Below are 20,046 nucleotides of genomic sequence, written 5' to 3' on the forward strand. Positions count from 1 at the left end.
TTCGTCACACGCAGACACGCTGATACACAAAAAAAAACGCGCGGCGGTCAGATCGCGCCGGCCTGCCCCGCGCCGCGCGACCACACGACCGGAAACAGCGGGTGTTCGAGCGGCGCGCCGTCGGGCAGTTGCTCCGCGAGCCCGGGGAAATCGGGCGACGTTTTCCAGCGGCGCGGCGCGTGACGGATATCGTCGCCGACGAAGCGGATCGAGAACGCGCGCCGGCGGTTCTGCGTACCGCCCGACGCATGCAGCGTGAGCATCCGGAAGCACACCATGTCGCCGGGCTCGAGCGCCCAGTGGCGGATCGGAAACGCCGCGCGATCGGCTTCGATGTCGGGCAGGTCCGCAAGGCTGCCTTCCGGAAACCACTTCGCCTCCTTGTCCATGAACGTGCGCGGCATCAGCCACGGCCCGCGATGCGAGCCCGCGACGAATTCCAGCGTCGATTCGAGCGGCACCGGATCGACCGGAATCCACATGCTGACGTTGTCGTCGCCTTCGATGTTGTAGTACGGCTGATCCTGGTGCCACGGCGTGCGCTGCCGCGTGCCGGGTTCCTTCACGAGCAGGTGGTCGTGATGCAGCCGCACGTGCTCCGTGCCCATCAGCGCGGCGGCCACCGACGGCGCCGGCGAGCGCACGATGAAGTCGCGGTACGCGTCGTTGTGCTGCCAGTTGCAGAAATCCTCGAAGAACCAGCCCGGATCGTCGGGCCTGCTCGCGACTTTCGCGCGCTCGCTCGGCTGCGCGAGATTCGCGTCGATGCCGGCCCGGAGCGCGGCCACTTCGTCGGGCGAAAAGATGCCCTTGATGCAGACCGCGCCTTCCTCGCGGAACGCGGCGATCAGTTCGGGCGTCACGGCTTGCGCGACGCGGTCCTGGATACTCGTCATGGTTTGCCTGTCGATTGAGTGAATCACGGGGTCGCGGTGCGGCGCTCACGGCTTCGCGCCGTAGATGTCGAAATCGAAGTACTTCGCGGCGATCTTCTGGTACGTGCCGTTCGCGCGGATCGCGACGATCGCGTCGTTCAGCCGCTTCTTCATGTCGGCGTCGCCCTTGCGCAGCCCCATCGCGACGCCGTAGCCGGTGATGCGCGCGTCGGTCACGTCGGGGCCCGCGAACGCGTAACCCTTGCCGCGCGATGTCTTCAGGAACGAGTAGCCGGCCTGCGTCTTGTCCTGGAAGGTCGCGTCGAGGCGGCCGTTGACGAGATCCTGGTACACCTGGTCCTGGTTCTGGTTCTGGTACGAGACGATCGTCACGCCCTTGGTCGCCCATTCGGCCTTCGCGTACGCCTCCTGCGTCGTGCCCTGGTCGATCCCGATGCGCTTGCCCGCGAGCGACGCCGCGGTCGGCAGCAGCTTCGAGCCGACCGGCGCGACGAGCGCGGCCGGCGACGCATACAGCTTGTTCGAGAAGTCGATCTGCTTGAGCCGCTCGTCGGTGGCCGTCATCGCGGACATGATCACGTCGAACTTGCGTGCGCGCAGCGCCGGAATCATCCCGTCGAAGCCCTGCTCGACCCACACGCACTTCGCACGCAGTTCCTCGCAGATCGCATTGCGCAGGTCGATGTCGAAGCCGGCGAGCGAGCCGTCGGGCTGCTTCGCCTCGAATGGCGGATACGTGGGATCGATGCCCCAGCGGATCGTCGACGTATCCTGCGCGAACGACACGAGCGGCGCAAACGCCAGCGCGGTAACGAAGAGCTTTGCAGTGCGGTTCATGGCGGGTCCTTGATGGTCTCGACGCGGCGGGCGAGCGCCGGCGTCCGGTGGATCGCACCGTGCCGGGATGCCGGCGCGGAGCGGTGCGCGAAAGACGGGGACTTCGATGAAACTGCGGTGCAGTCTAGACTGCTTGATTTTTGAGCGCAAGCGCTGGGAACGCGGGTGAGGGGGATTGAGGACGGGCGGGGGGCGGGAAGGAAGGGATGGGGCTTGAATTTTGGCTGCATTGCCGGGAGTTTCGGGTGTTTACCCTGTGCGACGCATGCCTGCCAAAGAGCGTGTTTTTACCGATATCGGCGGGATGGCGATGTCTATACTGGCGGGTAGCGTGAAGTCCTGTCCGATACGGATTCGGCTGTATTGATGATGCGACCTATACCGCGACGAAAATCCCCCGAGACGAAAATTTGCCCAACCGTGCGACCCTGCCCGTCGCGCGCATCGACCTGCGCGCCGCGCTCGAGCAGCGTGCCCACTTCACCCGCGACGCCGCACCAAGTCCGGCGAAACCGCGATTGCCTGCGACATCCGACCATGTTAAAAGTCGTCGCACGCATTTTAGAATGAAATAGTCGAATCCGCAAAAGTGTATAAATGAATAGACCTCTGTTCGACCTCGACCTGCTGCGCGCGCTCGTGATGGTCGCCGACTGCGGCAGCTTCACGACCGCCTCCGCGCGCCTGCACTCGACGCAGTCGACGGTCAGCCAGAAGGTGCGCCGGCTCGAGGAAATCGCCGGGCACCGCCTGCTCGACCGCGGCACGCGCGACGTGCGGCCGACCGATGCGGGCGTGACGGTGCTCAGCTATGCGCGGCGCATGCTCGCGCTGAACGACGAGATGCAGGAAGCGCTGTCGGGGGCGACGGTCGCACTGACGATCCGGCTCGGCGTGCCCGACGATTTCGCGGCGGGCCGCACGACCCATGCGCTCGCCGCGTTCAATCGCGAACATCCGCAGGTCAAGCTCGAAGTGACGTGCGGGCTGAGCCGCGACGTCAGCGCCGCGTACGACCGAGGCGAGCTCGACCTCGTACTGATCAAGCAGCGCCGCGACAGCCGCGAGGCCGTCGTGCGCTGGCCCGAGAAGCTGCGCTGGATCGACAGCGCGAAGCATCCGTCGATCGATCTCGACCCGGTACCGATCGTCGTGTTTCCGCCGCGCGGGCTCTATCGCGACGACATGATCAAGGCGATCGAGGAGCGCGGTCGCCGCTGGCGGATCAGCTTCACGACGTCGAGCCTGAGCGGCATCCAGGCCGCCGTCGCCGACGGGCTCGGCATCAGCGTGCTGCCGGCACGCGTGGTGACGGACGAGCACACCGTGCTGACCGCGAAGCAGGGTTTCGCGCCGATCGAGCACATGGACATCGCCATCCTGCATCGGCCGACGGCCGACCCGATGGTCAGCGAGCTGACGAAGACGCTCGCGGCGATGCTGGAGCACGAGGAATAGTCGCGCGGCGGGGTTCGTTCAGGATGGAGGAAGGGGCCGCACGCTCCGGACAACTCAGAACATCGTGTTCCCGTTCGCGGCCTGTTCGGGCACCGGCTGGTTGACGTCCCAGTGCTCGACGATCTTGCCGTTCTCCAGCCGGAAGATGTCCATGATCGCGCTGCCGCGCGTGCCGGGTTCGCGCACCGCGTGCACATGCAGGATCACGTAGTCGCCGTCGACGAACGAGCGTTTGATCTCGCTGTGCGACTGCGGATACTTGTCGCGCAGGAACGCGACGAACTTGCGAAAACCGTCGCGGCCGTCGGCCGCGTTCGGGTTGTGCTGCACGTAGCGTTCGCCCACATACGCGAGCGCGGCGTCCGCGTCTTTGTCGTTCAGGCCTTTTTCGTAGAACGCGAGCACGGTCCGCCGATTGGCCTCCTGCTGCGCGTCGTTCGGGCCGGCCGCCACCGCATGCGCGGCGTTCACGGCGAACAGGGCCGCCGCCATCCATCGTGCGGCCCGTGCCGCTGTCGTGCGTCGCATCGTCGTCTCCCGGGAAATCCGGCTGAAAACCGGATCATACCGGCGCGACACGGCGCTCAGACCAGCGCGCCGTTGCGCGCGACGATCTTCCCCGACGACACGACGACCCGCCGCACCGGCCGCGCGACGACCGCCTCGGCGAACGTCAGCGCATCGACGAGCACGACGTCCGCACGGCTGCCCGGCTGCAGCCCGTAGTCGACGAAACCGCAACCGCGCGCGGCGCTGTGCGTCACGCAGTCGAGCGCGACTTCGAGCGCGTCGTCGCGACGGAAATCGTTGCGCATGCCGATCAGCATCGCGCGTTCGAGCATGTCGGGCGAACCGTACGGCGTCCACGTGTCGCGCACGCCGTCGTTGCCGCCGATGACGGTCACGCCCGCCGCGCGGCACGCGGCCACCGGCGGCACCGGCACATCCGCCGGCGCGGTCGTGACGATCGCGACGCCGAGTTCGGCCATCCGTGCGAGCAGCGCATCGCGCTCGCGTTCGGCAAGATCGCCGAGACAGAACCCGTGGCTGATCGTGACCTTCCCGTGCATGCCGTGCGCGGCCGTGCGCTGCAGGATCAGGTCGAGCGAGTACGCGCCCATCGACGCACGCTCGTGCAGGTGGATGTCGAGCCCGCGGCCGTGGCGCTCGGCGATCGCGAACAGCACGTCCACCGCCTCGACCGGATCGCCTTCGATCGCGCACGGATCGAGCCCGCCGAGCAGGTCGGCGCCGGCGCCGAGCGCGTCGGACAGCAGCGCGTCGGTGCCCGGCCGCTTGAGCACGCCCGATTGCGGAAACGCGACGATCTGGATGTCGACCTGCCCGCGCAGCGTCTCGCGCGTCGCGAGCACGCCGTGCAGGTGCCGCAGCCCGGCTTCGGTATCGACGTCGACGTGCGTGCGGATGCGCGTCGTGCCGGCCGCGAGAAATGCGCGCGCCAGCGCGAGCGACGCGGCGCCCGCGTCATGGCCGCTCGTCGCGCGATAGTGCCGTTCGTTCTCGATGCGGTCGACGAGGCGCGGCCCGACCTGGTTGCGATACCACGGCATCCCCCAGTGCGTCTTGTCGAGGTGCGTGTGGCCTTCGACGAGGCCAGGCAGCGCGAGCGCGCCCGCGCCGTCCTCGATCGTGCAGCCGGCGGGCGCGTCGAGCGACGGGCCGACGCGCGCGATGCGATCGCCTTCGATCAGGATGTCGAGCGCAGCGTCGGCGCTCGTGCGGACATTGCGGATCAGCAGGTTCGTCATGTCGGTTCCGGGGTGGTCGGTCAGTGCGAGGCGGGCACGGCACTTCACGCGCTGCCCGCGGTCGGGTCGGTCAGCGCGTGAAGCGCAGCGCGGGGGCGAACGGCGCACCCGTATCGCTTTCGCCGCGGCGGAACACCCAGCGCTCGGCCGGCACGCCCGCGACGGCCGCCGCCGCATTCGGCGCGCGCACCGCGACGAACGTCGCGTCGCAGCCGACCGCGATTCCGTAGTTCTCCTTGCCGATCACGCGCGCGCCGGCGTGCGTCGCCATATCGAGCGCGACGCCGAGCGCTTCGTCGGTGTAGAAGCCCGACCGATAGCCGACCATCATCGCGCGCTGCAGCATGTCGCCATTGCCGTACGGCCACCACGCGTCGCGGATGTTGTCGTTACCCGCGAACACGTGCACGCCCGCGTCGCGCAACTGCCGCACCGGCGGAAACGCGCAGTCTCCCGGCGCGTTCGTCAGGATCGACACGCCTGCTTCGGCAAGCGCCGCCGCCGTGCGCTGGACGTCGTCGTAGCCGACTTCGCCGAGCGCATATGCATGGCTCACGTTCACGCGCCCGCCGAGCCCCACCGCTCGCGTGCGCGCCGCGATCCGCAGCAGTTGCGCGATGCCCGTCTCGCCCGGTTCGTGCAGGTGGATGTCGATCTTCGCGCCGCGCTTCTCGGCGATGCCGAACACGATGTCGAGCTGGCCGTCCGCATCGCCGTCGAGCGTCGTCGGATCGATCCCGCCGACCACGTCCGCACCTTCGCGCACGGCCGCGTCGAGCAAGTCGGCGGTGCCCGGGCACGTCACGACGCCGGCCTGCGGAAACGCAACGAGTTCGATGTCGACGATCCCGCGCCATTGTTCGCGCGCGGCCATCACGGCCTGCAGGTTCGACAGGCCCGTCGTCGCATCGACATCGACGTGGCTGCGCATCGCGACCGTGCCGAATGCGGCGGCCTGCGCGATCAGTGCGTTCGCGCGCTCGACGATCGGCGGCGCAGCCGCGAGCTGGCGCTTCTCGACCGCGAGACGCTCGCGCAGCGAGCCGACCGGTTCGTGCGGCACCCAGCGATCGCCGACGAAGCTCTTGTCGAGGTGGATGTGGCCGTCGACGAAGCCGGGCAGCACGACGCGGCCGTCGAGGTCGATCGTCCGAGCGCCGGGCGCGGCCGTGCAATCGGCGCCGATCGCGGTGAAGCGGCCGTCTCGGACGACGAGGTTGATGGGCTGTCCGCCGGCGTCGACGGCGTTGATGAAGATTCGATCGGTCATGGCTCGGAATGTGGGGCGGTCGCTGCGCGACACCGGCGCGGACAGGGGGAGGAACCGCAGCCGGCGCGGCGCGACCGTTGGCAGGGAATCCGGCCACGATATCGGACGCCACCGCCCGAGGCCAATTAAATGTCGCGATGCCGCGCATTCGATTTCGCGATGGGCGGCACAGACGCCACGCCAGCAAGGTGCGGCGGCGGGGTCCGATCTCGTCGGAGACGGCCTGCATGCCGATGGCCCGTCGGGAGGCGTCGCGGAAGCCGAGGTTTGGGGTGCCGGAATCGAAGGGCCGACCGCCTCGAAAGATACGCCGCCGGACCGCTGTCGGTGCGCGTCGTCGAAGCTGCCGAACGGGCGCCGCCGCCATTGCCGGGGCGTTGTGCAACTGCCCCGCGCAAGCCGCGATTTACGCGGCAACAGACTTTACACGTTGTTACCCGGCCGCACCGGACGCGCATCCGGCCATTACTTATACTCACGCCGAGTTCGCCACCCGTCCGGGTTCCGCCGGCGAACACGTTGCCGATGCAGGAAACATCATGATGCGCATTCCTTCCACGAAGACCGTTCTGTTCGCCACGCTCGTCGCCGTGGCGGCGCTTCCGCTGACCGCCTGCGTCGCGCCGGGTTATTACGGCGCGCAGCCGGGCTATCCGCAGCAGCAATACGCGACGCCCGGTTATGCGCAGCCCGCGTATTCGCAACCGGGCTACGTGCAGCAGCAACCGTACGATCAATACGGCAACCAGCCGCAATACGGGTCGCAGCCGTATGACCAGTACGGCAATCAGCAACAGCAATACGGCAACCAGTACGGCAACGGCTACGGCACGCAGTACGGCACGGTCGCGAACATCCGGCCGGTCAGCGGCTCGGTCGGCCCGTCGGGCGTCGCCGGCACCGTCGTCGGCGCGCTGATCGGCGGCGTGCTCGGCAACCAGGTCGGCCGCGGTCACGGCCGCGAGGCCGCCACCGTGATCGGCGCCCTCGGCGGTGCGGTCGCGGGCAACCAGATCGGCCAGCAGATGGGCGCGGCGCAACCGCCGAGCAGCTACCGGATCGACGTGCAGGTCAGCGACGGCTCGACGCGTTCGTTCGACGTGCAGTCGCCGGGCAACCTGCGGCCGGGCGATCGCGTGCAGATCAACGGCAATCAGTTGTCGCGGTATTGATGCCGATTCGGTGCGCCTGACCTGAGCGGGCGCATCCGGCGCGTTCGATGTCGTGTGCCTGTTCGGCGCGCCGGCACGCCTGCTTCACGTGATCCTCATCCCTCGTGCCGGCGCGACGCGCATGACGCGCCGCCGGTACTCTCGCAGTCCCTCCACCTTCGCGTCAGCCTCCAGCGCGACGCGTCGCACAGCCGTTCCACCGCTCGCCTGCACAGACCAACCGCGTCGCAATCACATGCGCTCGGCACCGAACGCGATGCGCGTTAACCGCGCGACGCGATCCGAGGACCAAGGCGCGGCCGGCATGCACGTCGCATCGAACGCCGCCACGCGTCATCCGGATTCCGATTAGCATAGGCACGATGCATCGCGCGGCCGCGGCAACCCGCGCCGGCATGCACAGCCCTCCACAGGAATCCCCTCGATGACGATCACGACACGCCTGCTCGACGCGACCGACGCCGCCCGTTTCCAGACCCTTCGCCTGCGCGCAGTCGACACCGCGCCCACGTCTTTCCTGCCCACGCTCGACGAAGAATCGCAGGTGCCGGTCGGCGAATTCGCCGCGCGCATCACGCCGACGCACGCGCAGGCCGTGTTCGGCGCGTTCGACGGCGACACGCTCGTCGGCATCACGGGCGTGCGCCGCGATGCGCGCGCGAAGATCGCGCACAAGGCGACGATCTGGGGCGTGTTCGTCGATCACGCGTATCGCGGGCGCGGCATCGCGCAGGCACTGCTCGAAAGCGCGACCGAGCATGCAGCGCACGCGTGGCAGTGCAAGCAGCTGATGCTGTGCGTGAACGAAGTCAACGGCACCGCGGAGCGGCTGTATGCGTCGCAGGGGTTCGTCCGGTTCGGCACGGAACCGCGCTCGCTGTTCGTCGACGGGCGGTTCTACGACGAGCATCACATGGTCAAGACGCTGGCTTGACGCGTTCAATCATGCTTGCGTTCGCGTGCATCGACCGCCGCACGCGAACGCCCTTTACCTCAAGTCACCGCTTGTCGGTAATCGTCGTGTTGACGATCTGCCCGGCGATCGTCACGTTCGTCAGCGTCAGCGCGCTCACGTTGAACGCATAGATCGGCCCCGGCGACGTGACCGTCGGCGTGCCCGACGCGACCGGCGTGCCGAAGTCGCAATTGCTGATCGTCACGCCGGAGATCGGCTGCACGGCCGGCGCGGGCGGCGTGCCGTTGTAGTCGAACGCAACGGGCCCCTGCGCGACGATCGCCTGGAAGCACGACGCGGTCACGCCGTTCAGCGTCACGTTGCTCGCCTTCACATCCGAGATCGTCACGTTCTGCACGACCGGCGCGCGCGTGCGCACCGCGTCGTTCGCGGGCTGGTAATCGCAGTCGAACGTGACGATGCCGCCCTGCGCGGCCGACGGGTTGCCGGCCGACGGCGTGACGACGCCGAGCGGCACGCTCGCGTTGACCGGGCTGCCCGCGAGCAGCGCGCTGCCGTAGCCGCCGCCCTTCAGCGTCACGCCGTTCGGCAGCGTGACGCCCTTCACGTGGAAGTCCTTCACATAGCCGCCGCGATTCATGTTGGTCTTCACGCGAATCGCGATGTTCAGCGGGTTGGTCTGCCAGTTCGCGTTCAGCATCGACAGGTTGGTCGCATAGATCTGCTCGACGCCGCCGCCCATTTCGCTGCCGAGCGTGATGCCGCCGTGCCCGCTGTTCATCGTGCAGTTGCGGATCAGGTGCCGCTTCGCGGGCCCGTATTCGGTGTCGCGGTCCTTGCCGGACTTGATCGCGATGCAGTCGTCGCCGGTGTTGAACGTGCAGTCCTCGCACAGCACGTCGGTGCACGCGTCCGGATCGAAACCGTCGTTGTTCGGGCCGATGCTGTTGGTCGTCACGCCGCGAATCACGACATTGCGGCTCGCGGTCGGATGGTGCTGCCAGAACGGCGTGTTCTGCGTCTGGTAGTTCGCCATCAGCACGTTGGTGCAGCCGATGAATTCGACCATGCACGGCCGCAGGTAGTGGCCGAGGCCGAAGATGCGTTTCTCGACCGGCACACCGGCCTCGGACAGCGCCGGCAGGTAGTTCTGGTCCAGCTGCCACGGCGTGACCGGCGACGTGAGCAGCGCGTAGAGCGCGTCGGGAATCGCGGGCGCGACGATGCGCAGGTCGACGTTGTTCGGATTCGCATAGGCCTGGCTCGGCACCGACGCGCCTGCGCCGTACGCGCCCGACGAGCCCTTGTAGGTCCACCAGCAGACGCTGCCGGCCCCGCTGCCGGAGAACGGCGTCATCGCCTGCCCGTTGAGCACCGACGTCGGGCCTTCGCCCGTCAGCGCGATGTTCGTCGCGTTGCGCGCGTAGACGGGCGCACCGTAGTTCAGGCAATCGTTCGCCTGCCAGCGGCTGTAGTACAGCCGGCCGTTCGCGCCGCAATCGACCGGGCCGTCCTTCGCGTAGTCGGCCGGGTTCGGGCTGAAGTAGATCGTGCAGTTCGCGCTCAGGTGGAACGTGACGTTGCTCTGCAGCACGATCGGCCCCGCGCAGTACCAGTTGCCGGGCGGCACCACCACGCGCCCGCCGCCTTCGCGGCGGCACGCGTCGATCGCCGCGAGAAACGCCGGGCGCGAATCGAACGCGCCGGGCGCGGTCGTCAGTTCGGAACCCGGGCTCACCGGAGATTTCGCGACGTTCGTGTACGGGGACGTTTGCGCGACCGTCGCGCACGGGCGCGCGCCGTAATGCGTCACGTCGAAGTCGCGCCCGCGCAGCGCGAGCCGCGACACATGCGCGAGCGATGCGGCGATGCGCGCCGCCGCGCCATGCTCGCCCCAGACGAGATCGACCGCCGACGCATTGGGCATGTGGCCTCCCGCAAACGCCCGGGTCGCCGCGAGCGGTCCGCCGAGCACGGCGCCGCCGGCGAGCGCGCCGCTCCAGCCGATGAATGCGCGGCGCGACACCGGCTTCGACGACGGCGATCGGGCAGACGAAGACGAACGGCGGCTGTTTGCGGCCATGGGCACTCCTTCAGTGTATGGGGTATCGACGCGCCGGACGGCGGATCGCTATTTATACGTCGTCGTATCACAATGCGCAGTCTAAATGCGATCGAAGCCGCACACGTATTTGTCGTTTACCCTGTTTTTACTGAGTTAATGCCGCTGATGTGTGCGCCCACTCACATCAGAGAACGTATCGTTAGAGATATGTTGTCGTATGTTTATGCGCAAAAACCTCAGCTGAAACGCCCCGGCCGACGACGTCCGCCGGGGCACCGACCTACTCGCCTGCCGCCGCTACCGCACCCGGTGCCGGCTCGCGCCCGGCCGAAGCTGCCGGTTCGAACATCAGCACCAGATCGCCGTGGTAACTCCCGTTGGTCGAGGCCGCCCCACTGACGGCCGGCAGATGGGCGCTGACTTTCAGGTTGCGGGTTTCGTCGTAGCCGTCAAAACCGTCGCGCGCGGGTTTCACCAGCGTGAGCGTGCGAGCGGCGCCGGATGCGATTTCCGCGTCGCCCGCCTTGCCCGTCAGCACGACCTTCGCGTTGGCCATCTCGTCGCGACCGTTCGACAGCCGCAGCGGCTGCAACAGCGTGACGTTGATATCGGGGTTCGTCGTGCGCACGCGGATCGGCAGCGTCGTGGCGAAGCTCTGCCGCGCACGGTCCGTCGCGTTCAGTTCGACCACGTCGTACCACGCGGAATTGTCCGGTTTCGACACGAACAGGCTGTCGCCGATATGCGCCGTCAGCGTGATCTTCTTGACGACCGCTTGCGGCGACGTCGGACCTGCGTGAGCGATGCCGGTCAATGCGCCGCACACGGCGAGTGCGGCAAGATGTTTTCCGATCTTCATTGTGTTGCCCCGCATTCTGGATGATTGAAATCCGATCGCCGAAAAGCCGGCCCGCTTCGAGCTCACGATCCCGCCATTTCAGCAAAATCCGGTATTCGCTTATCTCGAAATTAACAAGCAAATCCCTGCGGAATTCGAAATACCCAGCCGTATACGCGACCGATCGAGTCGACCGGATGCATTCGCAACCGCGTATCAGATTCCCCCCGTCAGCCAGCAACGACCGACTCTGACGAACACCTCGCGTCACGGCGTGCAATAACGATAGGCCACGAAAGTCCGGATAAATATCCATGGAAACCTTCACGGTTCTTTTCAGCTTCCATTTACCAGTGCCATCTCCAAATCAAATAACACTCGCGCGGAAAACGCCTGCTTTCAGGCGCGGCAATGTCATCGTCGGTCGCAACGGATATTCGCGCTTCCGATCGCCTCGGTAATTCCGCCCCTGTTCAGCCCCCCGCCGCCTGCGCTATCGTTTCCTCATCTTCACTGCCCCGGAGCCCCACTTGCCTTCCCGCCACGGAGTCGACCTCATCCGCGCCCGCGCACTGTTCGAACGCGAGCGCCGTGCGTTCACCGAAGCCATGCCGGCGTCCCGCGCCCTGTCCGCGGAAGCGTCCGAGCACCTGCTGTTCGGCGTGCCGTTGCACTGGATGCAGGACTGGTCGACGCCGTTCTCGCTGTACGTGAAGGAAGCGCGCGGCGCGACCTTCACCGACGTCGACGGCCATCGCTATGTGGATTTCTGCCTCGGCGATACGGGCGCGATGTTCGGCCATGCGCCGGAACCCGTCGCACGCGCACTCGTCGAGCAGGCCACGCGCGGCTACACGACGATGCTGCCGAGCGAGGACGCCGCGTGGGTGTCGCGCGAGCTCGCGCGCCGCTTCCGGCTGCCGGTCTGGCAGTTCGCGCTGAGCGCGAGCGACGCGAACCGCTTCGTGCTGCGCTGGGCGCGCGCGGCCACCGGCCGCAACACGATCGTCGTGTTCAACGGCTGCTATCACGGCACGGTCGACGACGTGTTCGTCGATCTCGTCGACGGCCGCCCCGTGCAGCGCGACAGCCTGCTCGGGCAGTCGTACGACCTGCTCGCGAACACGCGCGTCGTCGAATTCAACGATCTGGACGCGCTCGAGGCGGCGCTGAAGCATGGCGACGTCGCATGCGTGCTCGCCGAGCCCGCGATGACGAACATCGGCATGGTGCTGCCCGATCCGGGCTTCTGGGATGCGGCGCGCGAACTGACGCGCCGCCACGGCACGCTGCTCGTGATCGACGAGACGCACACGATCAGCAGCGGCCCGGGCGGTTACGCGGTCGCGCACGATCTCGAACCGGACATGCTGGTGGTCGGTAAACCGATCGCGGGCGGAGTGCCGTGCGCGGTGTACGGGTTCAGCGCCGAATTCGCGGAACGCGCGAAGCAGGCGAAGCTCAACGCGCCGCCCGGCCATTCGGGCATCGGCACGACGCTCACCGCGAACATGCTCGCGATGCATGCGATGCGCGCGACGCTGGCCGAAGTCGCGACCGACGCCGCGTATGCGCACATGTTCGAACTCGCCGCGCGGCTGGCCGCCGGGCTCGAACAGGCGATCGCGAAACACGGGCTGCCGTGGTGCGTGACGCGCATCGGCGCACGCACCGAATTCCAGTTCGCGCCCGTGCCGCCGCGCAACGGCACGCTTGCCGGCGCGCAACTCGACAGCGAGCTCGAACACATCGTGCACCTGTATCTGCTGAATCGCGGCGTGCTGATCACGCCGTTCCACAACATGATGCTCGTGTGTCCGCAGACGACGAACGACGACGTCGACACACTCGTCGCGCAATTCGACGCGTGCCTGGGCGAACTGGTGTGACGTGACGCGCGTCCGGCTCGCCGGCACGCGCGAGCCGGACGCCTGCTTCCGGTGATGACTTCGGCAGATCCGTCGGATCGACCTGCATGCCGGGCATGCTGTCGGGCACGCGCCGGAGCAGCGGTCGGCCGAAACATGACGGCGGGGCTACGTGCCCGCCGTGCAATAAACTGGAATATCGGTTTATCGACAGTCAGAGTTTGTTCACAAATGCCGGCCGCCAGTACTTTTTCCTGAAATCGTCAATTTTTCGATAACAACAACTCATCCTCCGCCGCTAGCATAACCGTCGACACAAGGCTCCATCAGAGAGCCGATTTCCCTATTTGATGGAGACGCAGCTCGATGCAATACCCGATCCTTTCCATTCATTCGCACTCCCTATTTCCCATTCGCGCCGCGTACCGACTCGCTTGCGCGTTTCATCCGTTTCATCGTTAACCGACAACCGCCCCGACCATCGCGCCTGCCCGGCCCCGCACCGAAAGCGACCGGCACGGCTGACCGCGGCCATCTCGATCGCGCGCGAATCCGGCAAAGTCGTTCCGCGCTTGCGAACCCGTCGCGCCACCTTTCCCTTCCCTCAAATTCAAAGAGAGTGTCCTGATGCAACGAAACGAATCAGATCTACATCGAGGTCTCGGACAACGGCAGATGCGCCTGATGGCACTCGGCGCCGCTATCGGCGTCGGCTTGTTTCTCGGCTCGGCCAACGCAATCAAAATGGCCGGGCCCGCCATCATTCTTTCGTACATCATCGGCGGCGCGGTCATCTTCGTCATCATGCGCGCGCTGGGTGAAATGGCCGTGCACGAGCCCGTTGCCGGATCGTTCAGCCGCTACGCGCGCAATTATCTCGGCCCGCTCGCCGGCTACCTCACCGGATGGAACTACTGGTTTCTCTGGCTGGTCACGTGCATCGCGGAAATCACCGCGGTCGGCATCTACATGGGTATCTGGTTTCCCGACGTGCCGCGCTGGATCTGGGCGCTCGCCGCACTGGGCATGATGGGCTCCGTCAATTTATTGACGGTCAAGGCATACGGCGAACTCGAATTCTGGTTCGCGCTGATCAAGGTCGTGACGATCGTCGTGATGATCGCCGTCGGTCTCGGCATGATCGTGTTCGGCTACGGCAATCATGGCGTGCCGACCGGCATCTCGAACCTGTGGGCGCACGGCGGCTTTCTCCCGAACGGCATGCAGGGCGTCATGATGTCGATGCAAATGGTCATGTTTGCGTACCTCGGCGTCGAAATGATCGGCTTGACGGCAGGCGAAGCGGCCAATCCGCAAAAGTCCATTCCGAACGCGATCAACTCCGTGTTCTGGCGCATCGTGATCTTCTACGGCGGCGCGCTGTTCGTCATCCTGTCGATCTACCCGTGGAACGAGATCGGCACGCAAGGCAGCCCGTTCGTGATGACGTTCGAGCGGCTCGGCATCAAGACCGCCGCCGGGATCATCAACTTCGTCGTGCTGACTGCCGCGCTTTCGTCGTGCAATGGCGGCATCTTCAGTACCGGCCGCATGCTGTACAGCCTGGCGCAGCAGGGGCATGCCCCGCGCGCGTTCGGCGTGACGACCGCCGGCGGCGTGCCGCGCCGGGCGATTCTCGTCTCGGCGGCCGCCTTGCTGGCCGGCGTGCTGCTGAACTACCTCGTTCCCGAGAAGGTCTTCGTCTGGGTCACGTCCATCTCCACGTTCGGCGCGATCTGGACCTGGGGCGTGATCCTCGTTACGCAGATGAAATTCCGCCAGTCCCTCGCACCGAGCGAACAGCGCACGCTCGGCTTTCGCATGCCGTTCTGGCCTTACGGCTCGTGGTTCGCGTTGGCGTTCCTCGCATTCGTGATCGGCTTGATGGCGTACTTCCCCGATACGCGCGTCGCACTGCTCGTCGGCCCGGCGTGGCTCGCGCTGCTGGTCGCCTTCTACTATGGGCTGAAGCTCGAATCCGCGGCGCCGTCGAATGCGGGCTCAACCCGGCGGAGTGAGCGCCAGCGCGCCTGACCTCTGCACGACGCGTATCGTCAGGACCGCAACGCCAGCCGCGCCACTTCCGCGAAGTAGCGCGCGCCGACCGGCAGGATCTCGTCGTTGAAATCGTACGTCGCGTTATGCAACGGCACGCCGCCTCGATCGGCCGCGTCGCCGTTGCCGATGAACACGAAATTGCCGGGCACGGCCTGCAGGAACGCGCCGAAATCCTCGGAGATCATCATCGGCTGCACGTCGGCATTCACCGCGCCGGCGCCTGCGATATGCGCGGCGGCCTGCACGGCCGTGTCGACCCACTCCGGGGAATTCACCGTCGGCGCGAACTCGTGCGTGTAGTCGAACGTGCAGGCCGCGCCGTGCGTGCGGCAGATCCCTTCGCTGATCTCGCGCATCCGGGTTTCCAGCAGCGCCTGCACGTCGCGCGAATAGCTGCGCGTGTCGCCCTTGATCGTCACGGTCGACGGCAGCACGTTGCGCAACCCGTCGGTGATGAATTCGGTGCACGAGATCACGGCCTGCCGGCCCGGATCGAGATTGCGCGACACGATCGTCTGCAGCGCGAGCACGATCTGCGCGCCGATCACGATCGGATCGATGCCCATGTGCGGGCGCGCCGCATGCGTACCGCGCCCGTCGATTCGGATCACGAAATTGTCCTCGCTCGCCATGATGCCGCCCGCGCGCGTCGAGAACGTGCCCGCGCGCATGCCAGGCATGTTGTGCGCGCCGAAGATCGCGTCGACCGGAAAGCGCTCGAACAGCCCGTCGGCCATCATCGCCTTCGCGCCGCGGCCATGCTCCTCGGCCGGCTGGAAGATGAAGCGCACCGTGCCGTCGAAGTCCTTCCGTTCGGCCAGCAGTTGCGCCGCGCCCAGCACCATCGACATGTGGCCGTCGTGCCCGCACGCATGCATCTTGCCGGGCGTGCGCGACGCGTGTTCGCGGCCCGGCGCGTGCTCGGCGATGTTCAGCGCGTCCATGTCCGCGCGGATGCCGATCGCGCGTTGGCCGGAGCCCACCGTCAGATTCGCGACGAGCCCCGTGCCGCCGATGCCGCGATGCACGTCGAGCCCGAGCGTCGTCAGAATGCGCGCGACGTAGTCGGACGTGTTCACCTCTTCGAAACCCGTCTCCGGATGCTGGTGCAGATGGCGGCGCCAGATCTTCAGTCGCTCCTGCAGCGTGCTTTCTTCGATTGCGTCGATTGCATCCATTGCGCTTGCCTCGTCGGTCGTTTGGTCGTTCAGGCCGCTACCGCCGCGCGGTTCAGCCAGTCGCGCTGCCGCGCGAGCACAGCGTCGGCCGTGTCGCCGACGCAGCGCCGGTACACGGACGGCGCCGTCGCGCCTTCGGTATTGATCGCCAGCACGCGCGAGCTTGCGTCGAGCCGCGCCTGCCGCGCGAGCGCAGGGTTGCGCATCAGCACTTCCAGCCCCGCAATACCGGCCGCGCCCGATTCGCCGGCGACGAGCGGCACGTCCCGTTCGCTGCCGGCCGCGAGGCCGCGCATCGCCTGCACGGCATCTTCATCGTCGATCAGCATGAAATGATCGATGCACAGCTCGAGGAAATCCCATGCGAGCGGCGACGCCTCGCCGCACGCGAGCCCGGCCATCACCGAATCTACGCTGCCGGTCGCCTTCGCCGCGCGCCCCGCGAGCGCGCTCTGGTACAGGCAATCGGCCTGGCGCGGCTCGACGACGATGAAATGCGGCCGCTGCGCGCCATCGCGCTCCCACAGGTAACTCGCCACGCCCGCGGCGAGGCCGCCCACGCCGCCCTGCAGCAACACGTGCGTGAACGGCCGCCCGTCGTCCTGCGCCGCCTGCTCGGCAGCCTCGGCGGCGATCACGCCGTAACCCTGCATCACGTCGCGCGGAATCGCTTCGTAGCCGTCGTACGACGTATCCGACACGACGTACCAGCCGTTCGCCTGCGCAAGCTGCGCCGCGCAGACGACCGACTCGTCGTAGTTCCCCGCGATGCGCACGATCCGCGCGCCGTACGCCGAGATCGCGCGTTCGCGCTCGGCGTCGACATTCGCGTGCAGCACGATCACGCAGCCGCAGCCGATCGCGCGCGCGGCCGCGGCCAGCGCACGGCCGTGATTGCCGTCGGTCGCGCTGATCACCGTCAGGTCGGCGAGCTGCGCTGCGTAGCGGCCGGTGACCAGCCCGTGCGGATCGAGATCGTGGGTGCGCCGCAGGCGCTTCACGAGCCGCACCAGCGCGATCGGCGCGCCGAGCGCCTTGAAGCTGCCGAGCGGCGAGCGGCACGACTCGTCCTTCACGCTGACGCTCGCGACGCCGAGCCGCGCGGCGAGGTCGGGCAGCGCGCGCAGCGGCGTGCGCGCGCTGCCGACGAGCGGCCAGTGCGACAGCCACGCGCCGCTTTCGTCGGCCGACGCGATGTTCATCACGCGGCGCAGCGCGTCGGGATAGGCGGCGCGCGACGCGCGGGGGTTGTCGATCAGCATGGCGAAAGGCTCCGGAGCAGGACCGCGCCGGCGGTCCGTCGGGTGGGTCGGATCGGGCAAGCGCGGGTTGCGTTCGCCGTCGATCCGAAAAATAATATTGCGTATGCCGGTCAATAAAATCGCCAAATCGGCTGCCCGGACGCAAAAATTTCTCATTCTTTCGAGGTTTCGCGCACCATCATGACGACCCCACTCGATGCGTTCGATCGCAAGCTGTTGATGGAAGTGCAGCGTGACGCGCAGACGCCGCAAAGCGAACTCGGCGCACGCGTGAATCTGTCGACGGCGGCGGTGAACCGGCGCTTGAAGCGTCTCGCGGAAGACGGCGTGATCGAGCGCTATACGGCCATCGTCGCGCCTGAAAAGGTCGATCATCCGCTGACGATCGTCGTGAACGTCGAGGTCGAGAGCGAGCAGATCGACCTGCTCGACGCGATGAAGCGGACCTTCGAGCTTTGCCCGCAGATCCAGCAGTGCTACTACGTGACGGGGGAATGGGATTTCGTGCTGATCCTCGCCGTGCGCAACATGGATCAGTACAACGCGCTCACGCGCGAGCTGTTCTTCGCGAACAACAACGTGAAGCGGTTCAAGACGCTCGTGAGCATGAGCCGCGTGAAGGTCGGGCTCGAGGTGCCGATCGAACCCGGCGAGTGAATCCGGCTGTCGCGTGCGGCGGCGAAACGCCCGGCGCGCGACTGCACGCGCCGGGCGCATCCCATCCACGGCTACGTCAGCGGCAACTGAAGCTCGCCGCCGAGTTCACGTCACCGGAGCCGTTGTAGCGCGCCACCTGCGGATACGGGCACAGCGGGCGCGTACGCCCCGCCCCCCACGATGCGGGCACATCCGCACTCGGCAACGCGTTCGTCGCATCGCGCGCGGCAGCCACGATCGCGGCGGGCGCCTGCCCCTGCTCGACCCACGCGACGAGCGGCGTCAGCATGTCGAACTGGTCGGCCGCCGGCCCGCCCGCACAGTGGTTCATCCCGGGCACCGGATAGAAGCGCGCGAAGCTCGACGCATCGCCGCCGTTCGCCTGCGCGACCCGCTGGTACCAGTCGCTCGTGTCGTTGGACGAGAACACCGGGTCGCCCGTGCCGTGATAGACGAGCAGCTTCGCGCCGCGCGCCTTCAGCGCGGACAGGTTCGTCTCGTCGGGCGGCGTCATGAACGACCACGCGGATTGCGTGTACACGCCGCTGGTCGCGAAGATCGCCGGCGCGTCGTTGTCCATGTCGAAGCCGAGCGCGAAACCGGGCAGGTTCGCGAGCGTCGCGGTGCTTTTCGGCGGCGACATGAACGTGAACGCCATCGCGGCCGGATCGAGCGTGATGGAGTTCGACTGCTTCCACGCGGCCCAGCCAACGCCGGCTACGCCCGGATCGTACGGAAAGCTCGCATAGAGCGCTGTGCCCGCGCTGTTGCGCGCACCCGCGAACACGTTCCCGAGCGCGGTTTTCTGCGCGGTCGTCAGGCATGCGCCGATGCGCGTGCCGTTCGCGCAGGTCGGGATATCGGCTTCGACGCTGAAGTGCGCCTGGCAAGCGGCGACGTCCTGCACCATCCCGTCGGCCGCGCCGTCGAGCGCATCGCATTTGTCGAGGATCTTCGCGCCGACGAACCGGCGCTCCGTGTCGGTGAAGCCGCTGCGGATATCCGGCAGCCCGTTCGATCCAGTCGCCGACGCGATCTTCGCGAACTGCTGCGCGCCGTACATCTCGCCGATCGCCGCCTTCGGCAAATGGAAACCCGGATCGCCCGCGATGATGCCGTCGTAGTCGGCCGGGTTGCGCACCGCCGTGACCATCGCGTGACGGCCGCCGTTCGAGCAGCCGCCGAAATAGCTGCGGTCGGGCGCCTTCCCGTAGGCGAGACGGATCACCTGCTTCGCCATCGGCGTCAGCGCATCGACGGCGCCATAACCGTAGTCGATCCGCGCCTGCGGATCGAGGCCGAACAGCGGATTCTGCGCGCCGCTGTGCCCGGAATCCGAGCTGATCACCGCGAAGCCCTGGTTCAGCGCATCGGTCAGCGGCCCGCCGCCGCCGATCTCGCCGGTCGCGGTCACGACGTTGCCGTCGAGGCCGCCGTTCGCCTGGTAGAAGAAGCGGCCGTTCCACGCCTTCGGCAAGCGCATCTCGAAGCCGATCGCATAGGTGTTGCCGTCGACCGTGCTCACGCGCTGGTTCATCTTGCCTTCGATCACGCAGTGCTCGGCGATCGGCTTGCCGGCCACCGTCAGCGCGCCGGCGGCCGCGGTCGCAACCGACGTGAACGACGTGTTCGCATACGCGAGCTTCGCGGCGAGCGCGTCGCAGGTCTGCGCCATCGCGGCCGGCGTCGCGGCGCTCAGGTGCGTGGGGGTTGAGCTTACCGAATCGTCGCCGCCGCAACCGGCGAGCATCGCCGCGGAGATCGGTGCAATGCAGAGGAATGCAGATTTTCTGTTCAAGATA

At 67.1% G+C, this 20,046-nt stretch carries 16 protein-coding genes; 6 read left to right on the forward strand and 10 right to left on the reverse strand.

What is annotated here, in order from left to right; translation table 11 throughout:
• Positions 1 to 47: 47 nt before the first annotated feature.
• Together KVT39_RS23465 and KVT39_RS23470 are read right to left on the reverse strand one after the other, a co-directional pair.
• Positions 48 to 896: a phytanoyl-CoA dioxygenase family protein gene (locus tag KVT39_RS23465; protein WP_105390598.1), complete on the reverse strand. Its 849-nt coding sequence runs from the start codon at positions 894 to 896 to the stop codon at positions 48 to 50.
• 45 nt (positions 897 to 941) lie between these two features.
• Positions 942 to 1,733, reverse strand: coding sequence for an ABC transporter substrate-binding protein (locus tag KVT39_RS23470; protein WP_217590313.1), 792 nt, complete (start codon positions 1,731 to 1,733; stop codon positions 942 to 944).
• Between the two features lie 597 nt (positions 1,734 to 2,330).
• On the opposite strand from KVT39_RS23470, the gene KVT39_RS23475 reads away from it, so the two are divergent.
• On the forward strand, positions 2,331 to 3,191 hold the full coding sequence (locus KVT39_RS23475; RefSeq protein ID WP_034181572.1) for a LysR family transcriptional regulator: 861 nt from the start codon (positions 2,331 to 2,333) through the stop codon (positions 3,189 to 3,191).
• Between the two features lie 54 nt (positions 3,192 to 3,245).
• Here the strand turns inward: KVT39_RS23475 and KVT39_RS23480 are convergent, their stop codons facing one another.
• The 3 genes from KVT39_RS23480 to KVT39_RS23490 all read right to left on the reverse strand — a co-directional run bounded on the left by KVT39_RS23480 (position 3,246) and on the right by KVT39_RS23490 (position 6,230).
• On the reverse strand, positions 3,246 to 3,719 hold the full coding sequence (locus tag KVT39_RS23480) for a nuclear transport factor 2 family protein (protein WP_175749636.1): 474 nt from the start codon (positions 3,717 to 3,719) through the stop codon (positions 3,246 to 3,248).
• Between the two features lie 56 nt (positions 3,720 to 3,775).
• Entirely contained in the window at positions 3,776 to 4,960 is a 1,185-nt protein-coding gene (locus tag KVT39_RS23485) for an amidohydrolase family protein (protein ID WP_105390601.1), read from the reverse strand.
• 70 nt (positions 4,961 to 5,030) lie between these two features.
• Positions 5,031 to 6,230, reverse strand: coding sequence for an amidohydrolase family protein (locus KVT39_RS23490; protein ID WP_217590314.1), 1,200 nt, complete (start codon positions 6,228 to 6,230; stop codon positions 5,031 to 5,033).
• A 539-nt stretch (positions 6,231 to 6,769) separates the two neighbouring features.
• Between KVT39_RS23490 and KVT39_RS23495 the strand changes: the two genes are divergently transcribed.
• Both KVT39_RS23495 and KVT39_RS23500 read left to right on the forward strand, forming a co-directional pair.
• On the forward strand, positions 6,770 to 7,402 hold the full coding sequence (locus tag KVT39_RS23495; RefSeq protein WP_034181568.1) for a glycine zipper 2TM domain-containing protein: 633 nt from the start codon (positions 6,770 to 6,772) through the stop codon (positions 7,400 to 7,402).
• Positions 7,403 to 7,826: 424 nt separating this feature from the next.
• Complete coding sequence (locus KVT39_RS23500; protein ID WP_217590315.1) at positions 7,827 to 8,336, forward strand: GNAT family N-acetyltransferase; 510 nt, start codon at positions 7,827 to 7,829, stop codon at positions 8,334 to 8,336.
• Positions 8,337 to 8,400: 64 nt separating this feature from the next.
• Here KVT39_RS23500 and KVT39_RS23505 read toward each other — a convergent pair whose 3' ends face one another.
• A complete protein-coding gene (locus KVT39_RS23505) occupies positions 8,401 to 10,401 on the reverse strand; it encodes a glycoside hydrolase family 28 protein (RefSeq protein ID WP_217590316.1) in 2,001 nt (666 codons plus the stop codon).
• Between the two features lie 262 nt (positions 10,402 to 10,663).
• Entirely contained in the window at positions 10,664 to 11,242 is a 579-nt protein-coding gene (locus tag KVT39_RS23510) for a CS1 type fimbrial major subunit (RefSeq protein ID WP_034181565.1), read from the reverse strand.
• Between the two features lie 509 nt (positions 11,243 to 11,751).
• Between KVT39_RS23510 and KVT39_RS23515 the strand changes: the two genes are divergently transcribed.
• Positions 11,752 to 13,110, forward strand: a complete 1,359-nt coding sequence (locus tag KVT39_RS23515; protein ID WP_105390605.1) for an aspartate aminotransferase family protein — start codon at positions 11,752 to 11,754, stop codon at positions 13,108 to 13,110.
• A 606-nt stretch (positions 13,111 to 13,716) separates the two neighbouring features.
• Entirely contained in the window at positions 13,717 to 15,123 is a 1,407-nt protein-coding gene (locus KVT39_RS23520; protein ID WP_217590317.1) for an amino acid permease, read from the forward strand.
• 20 nt (positions 15,124 to 15,143) lie between these two features.
• Here KVT39_RS23520 and KVT39_RS23525 read toward each other — a convergent pair whose 3' ends face one another.
• Together KVT39_RS23525 and KVT39_RS23530 are read right to left on the reverse strand one after the other, a co-directional pair.
• Positions 15,144 to 16,325: a M20 aminoacylase family protein gene (locus KVT39_RS23525; RefSeq protein ID WP_217590318.1), complete on the reverse strand. Its 1,182-nt coding sequence runs from the start codon at positions 16,323 to 16,325 to the stop codon at positions 15,144 to 15,146.
• 29 nt (positions 16,326 to 16,354) lie between these two features.
• Positions 16,355 to 17,587: a diaminopropionate ammonia-lyase gene (locus tag KVT39_RS23530; protein ID WP_034181562.1), complete on the reverse strand. Its 1,233-nt coding sequence runs from the start codon at positions 17,585 to 17,587 to the stop codon at positions 16,355 to 16,357.
• A gap of 180 nt (positions 17,588 to 17,767) precedes the next feature.
• On the opposite strand from KVT39_RS23530, the gene KVT39_RS23535 reads away from it, so the two are divergent.
• Positions 17,768 to 18,244 (forward strand): Lrp/AsnC family transcriptional regulator, encoded by a 477-nt coding sequence (locus KVT39_RS23535; protein ID WP_105390609.1) that lies wholly within the window; start codon positions 17,768 to 17,770, stop codon positions 18,242 to 18,244.
• 76 nt (positions 18,245 to 18,320) lie between these two features.
• On the opposite strand, the gene KVT39_RS23540 is transcribed toward KVT39_RS23535, so the two are convergent.
• Positions 18,321 to 20,042, reverse strand: coding sequence for a tannase/feruloyl esterase family alpha/beta hydrolase (locus tag KVT39_RS23540; protein ID WP_217590319.1), 1,722 nt, complete (start codon positions 20,040 to 20,042; stop codon positions 18,321 to 18,323).
• Between the last annotated feature and the right edge of the window lie 4 nt (positions 20,043 to 20,046).

Origin of the sequence: Burkholderia sp. GbtcB21 (assembly GCF_019091065.1) — a bacterium.
Taxonomy (GTDB): domain Bacteria; phylum Pseudomonadota; class Gammaproteobacteria; order Burkholderiales; family Burkholderiaceae; genus Burkholderia; species Burkholderia pyrrocinia_C.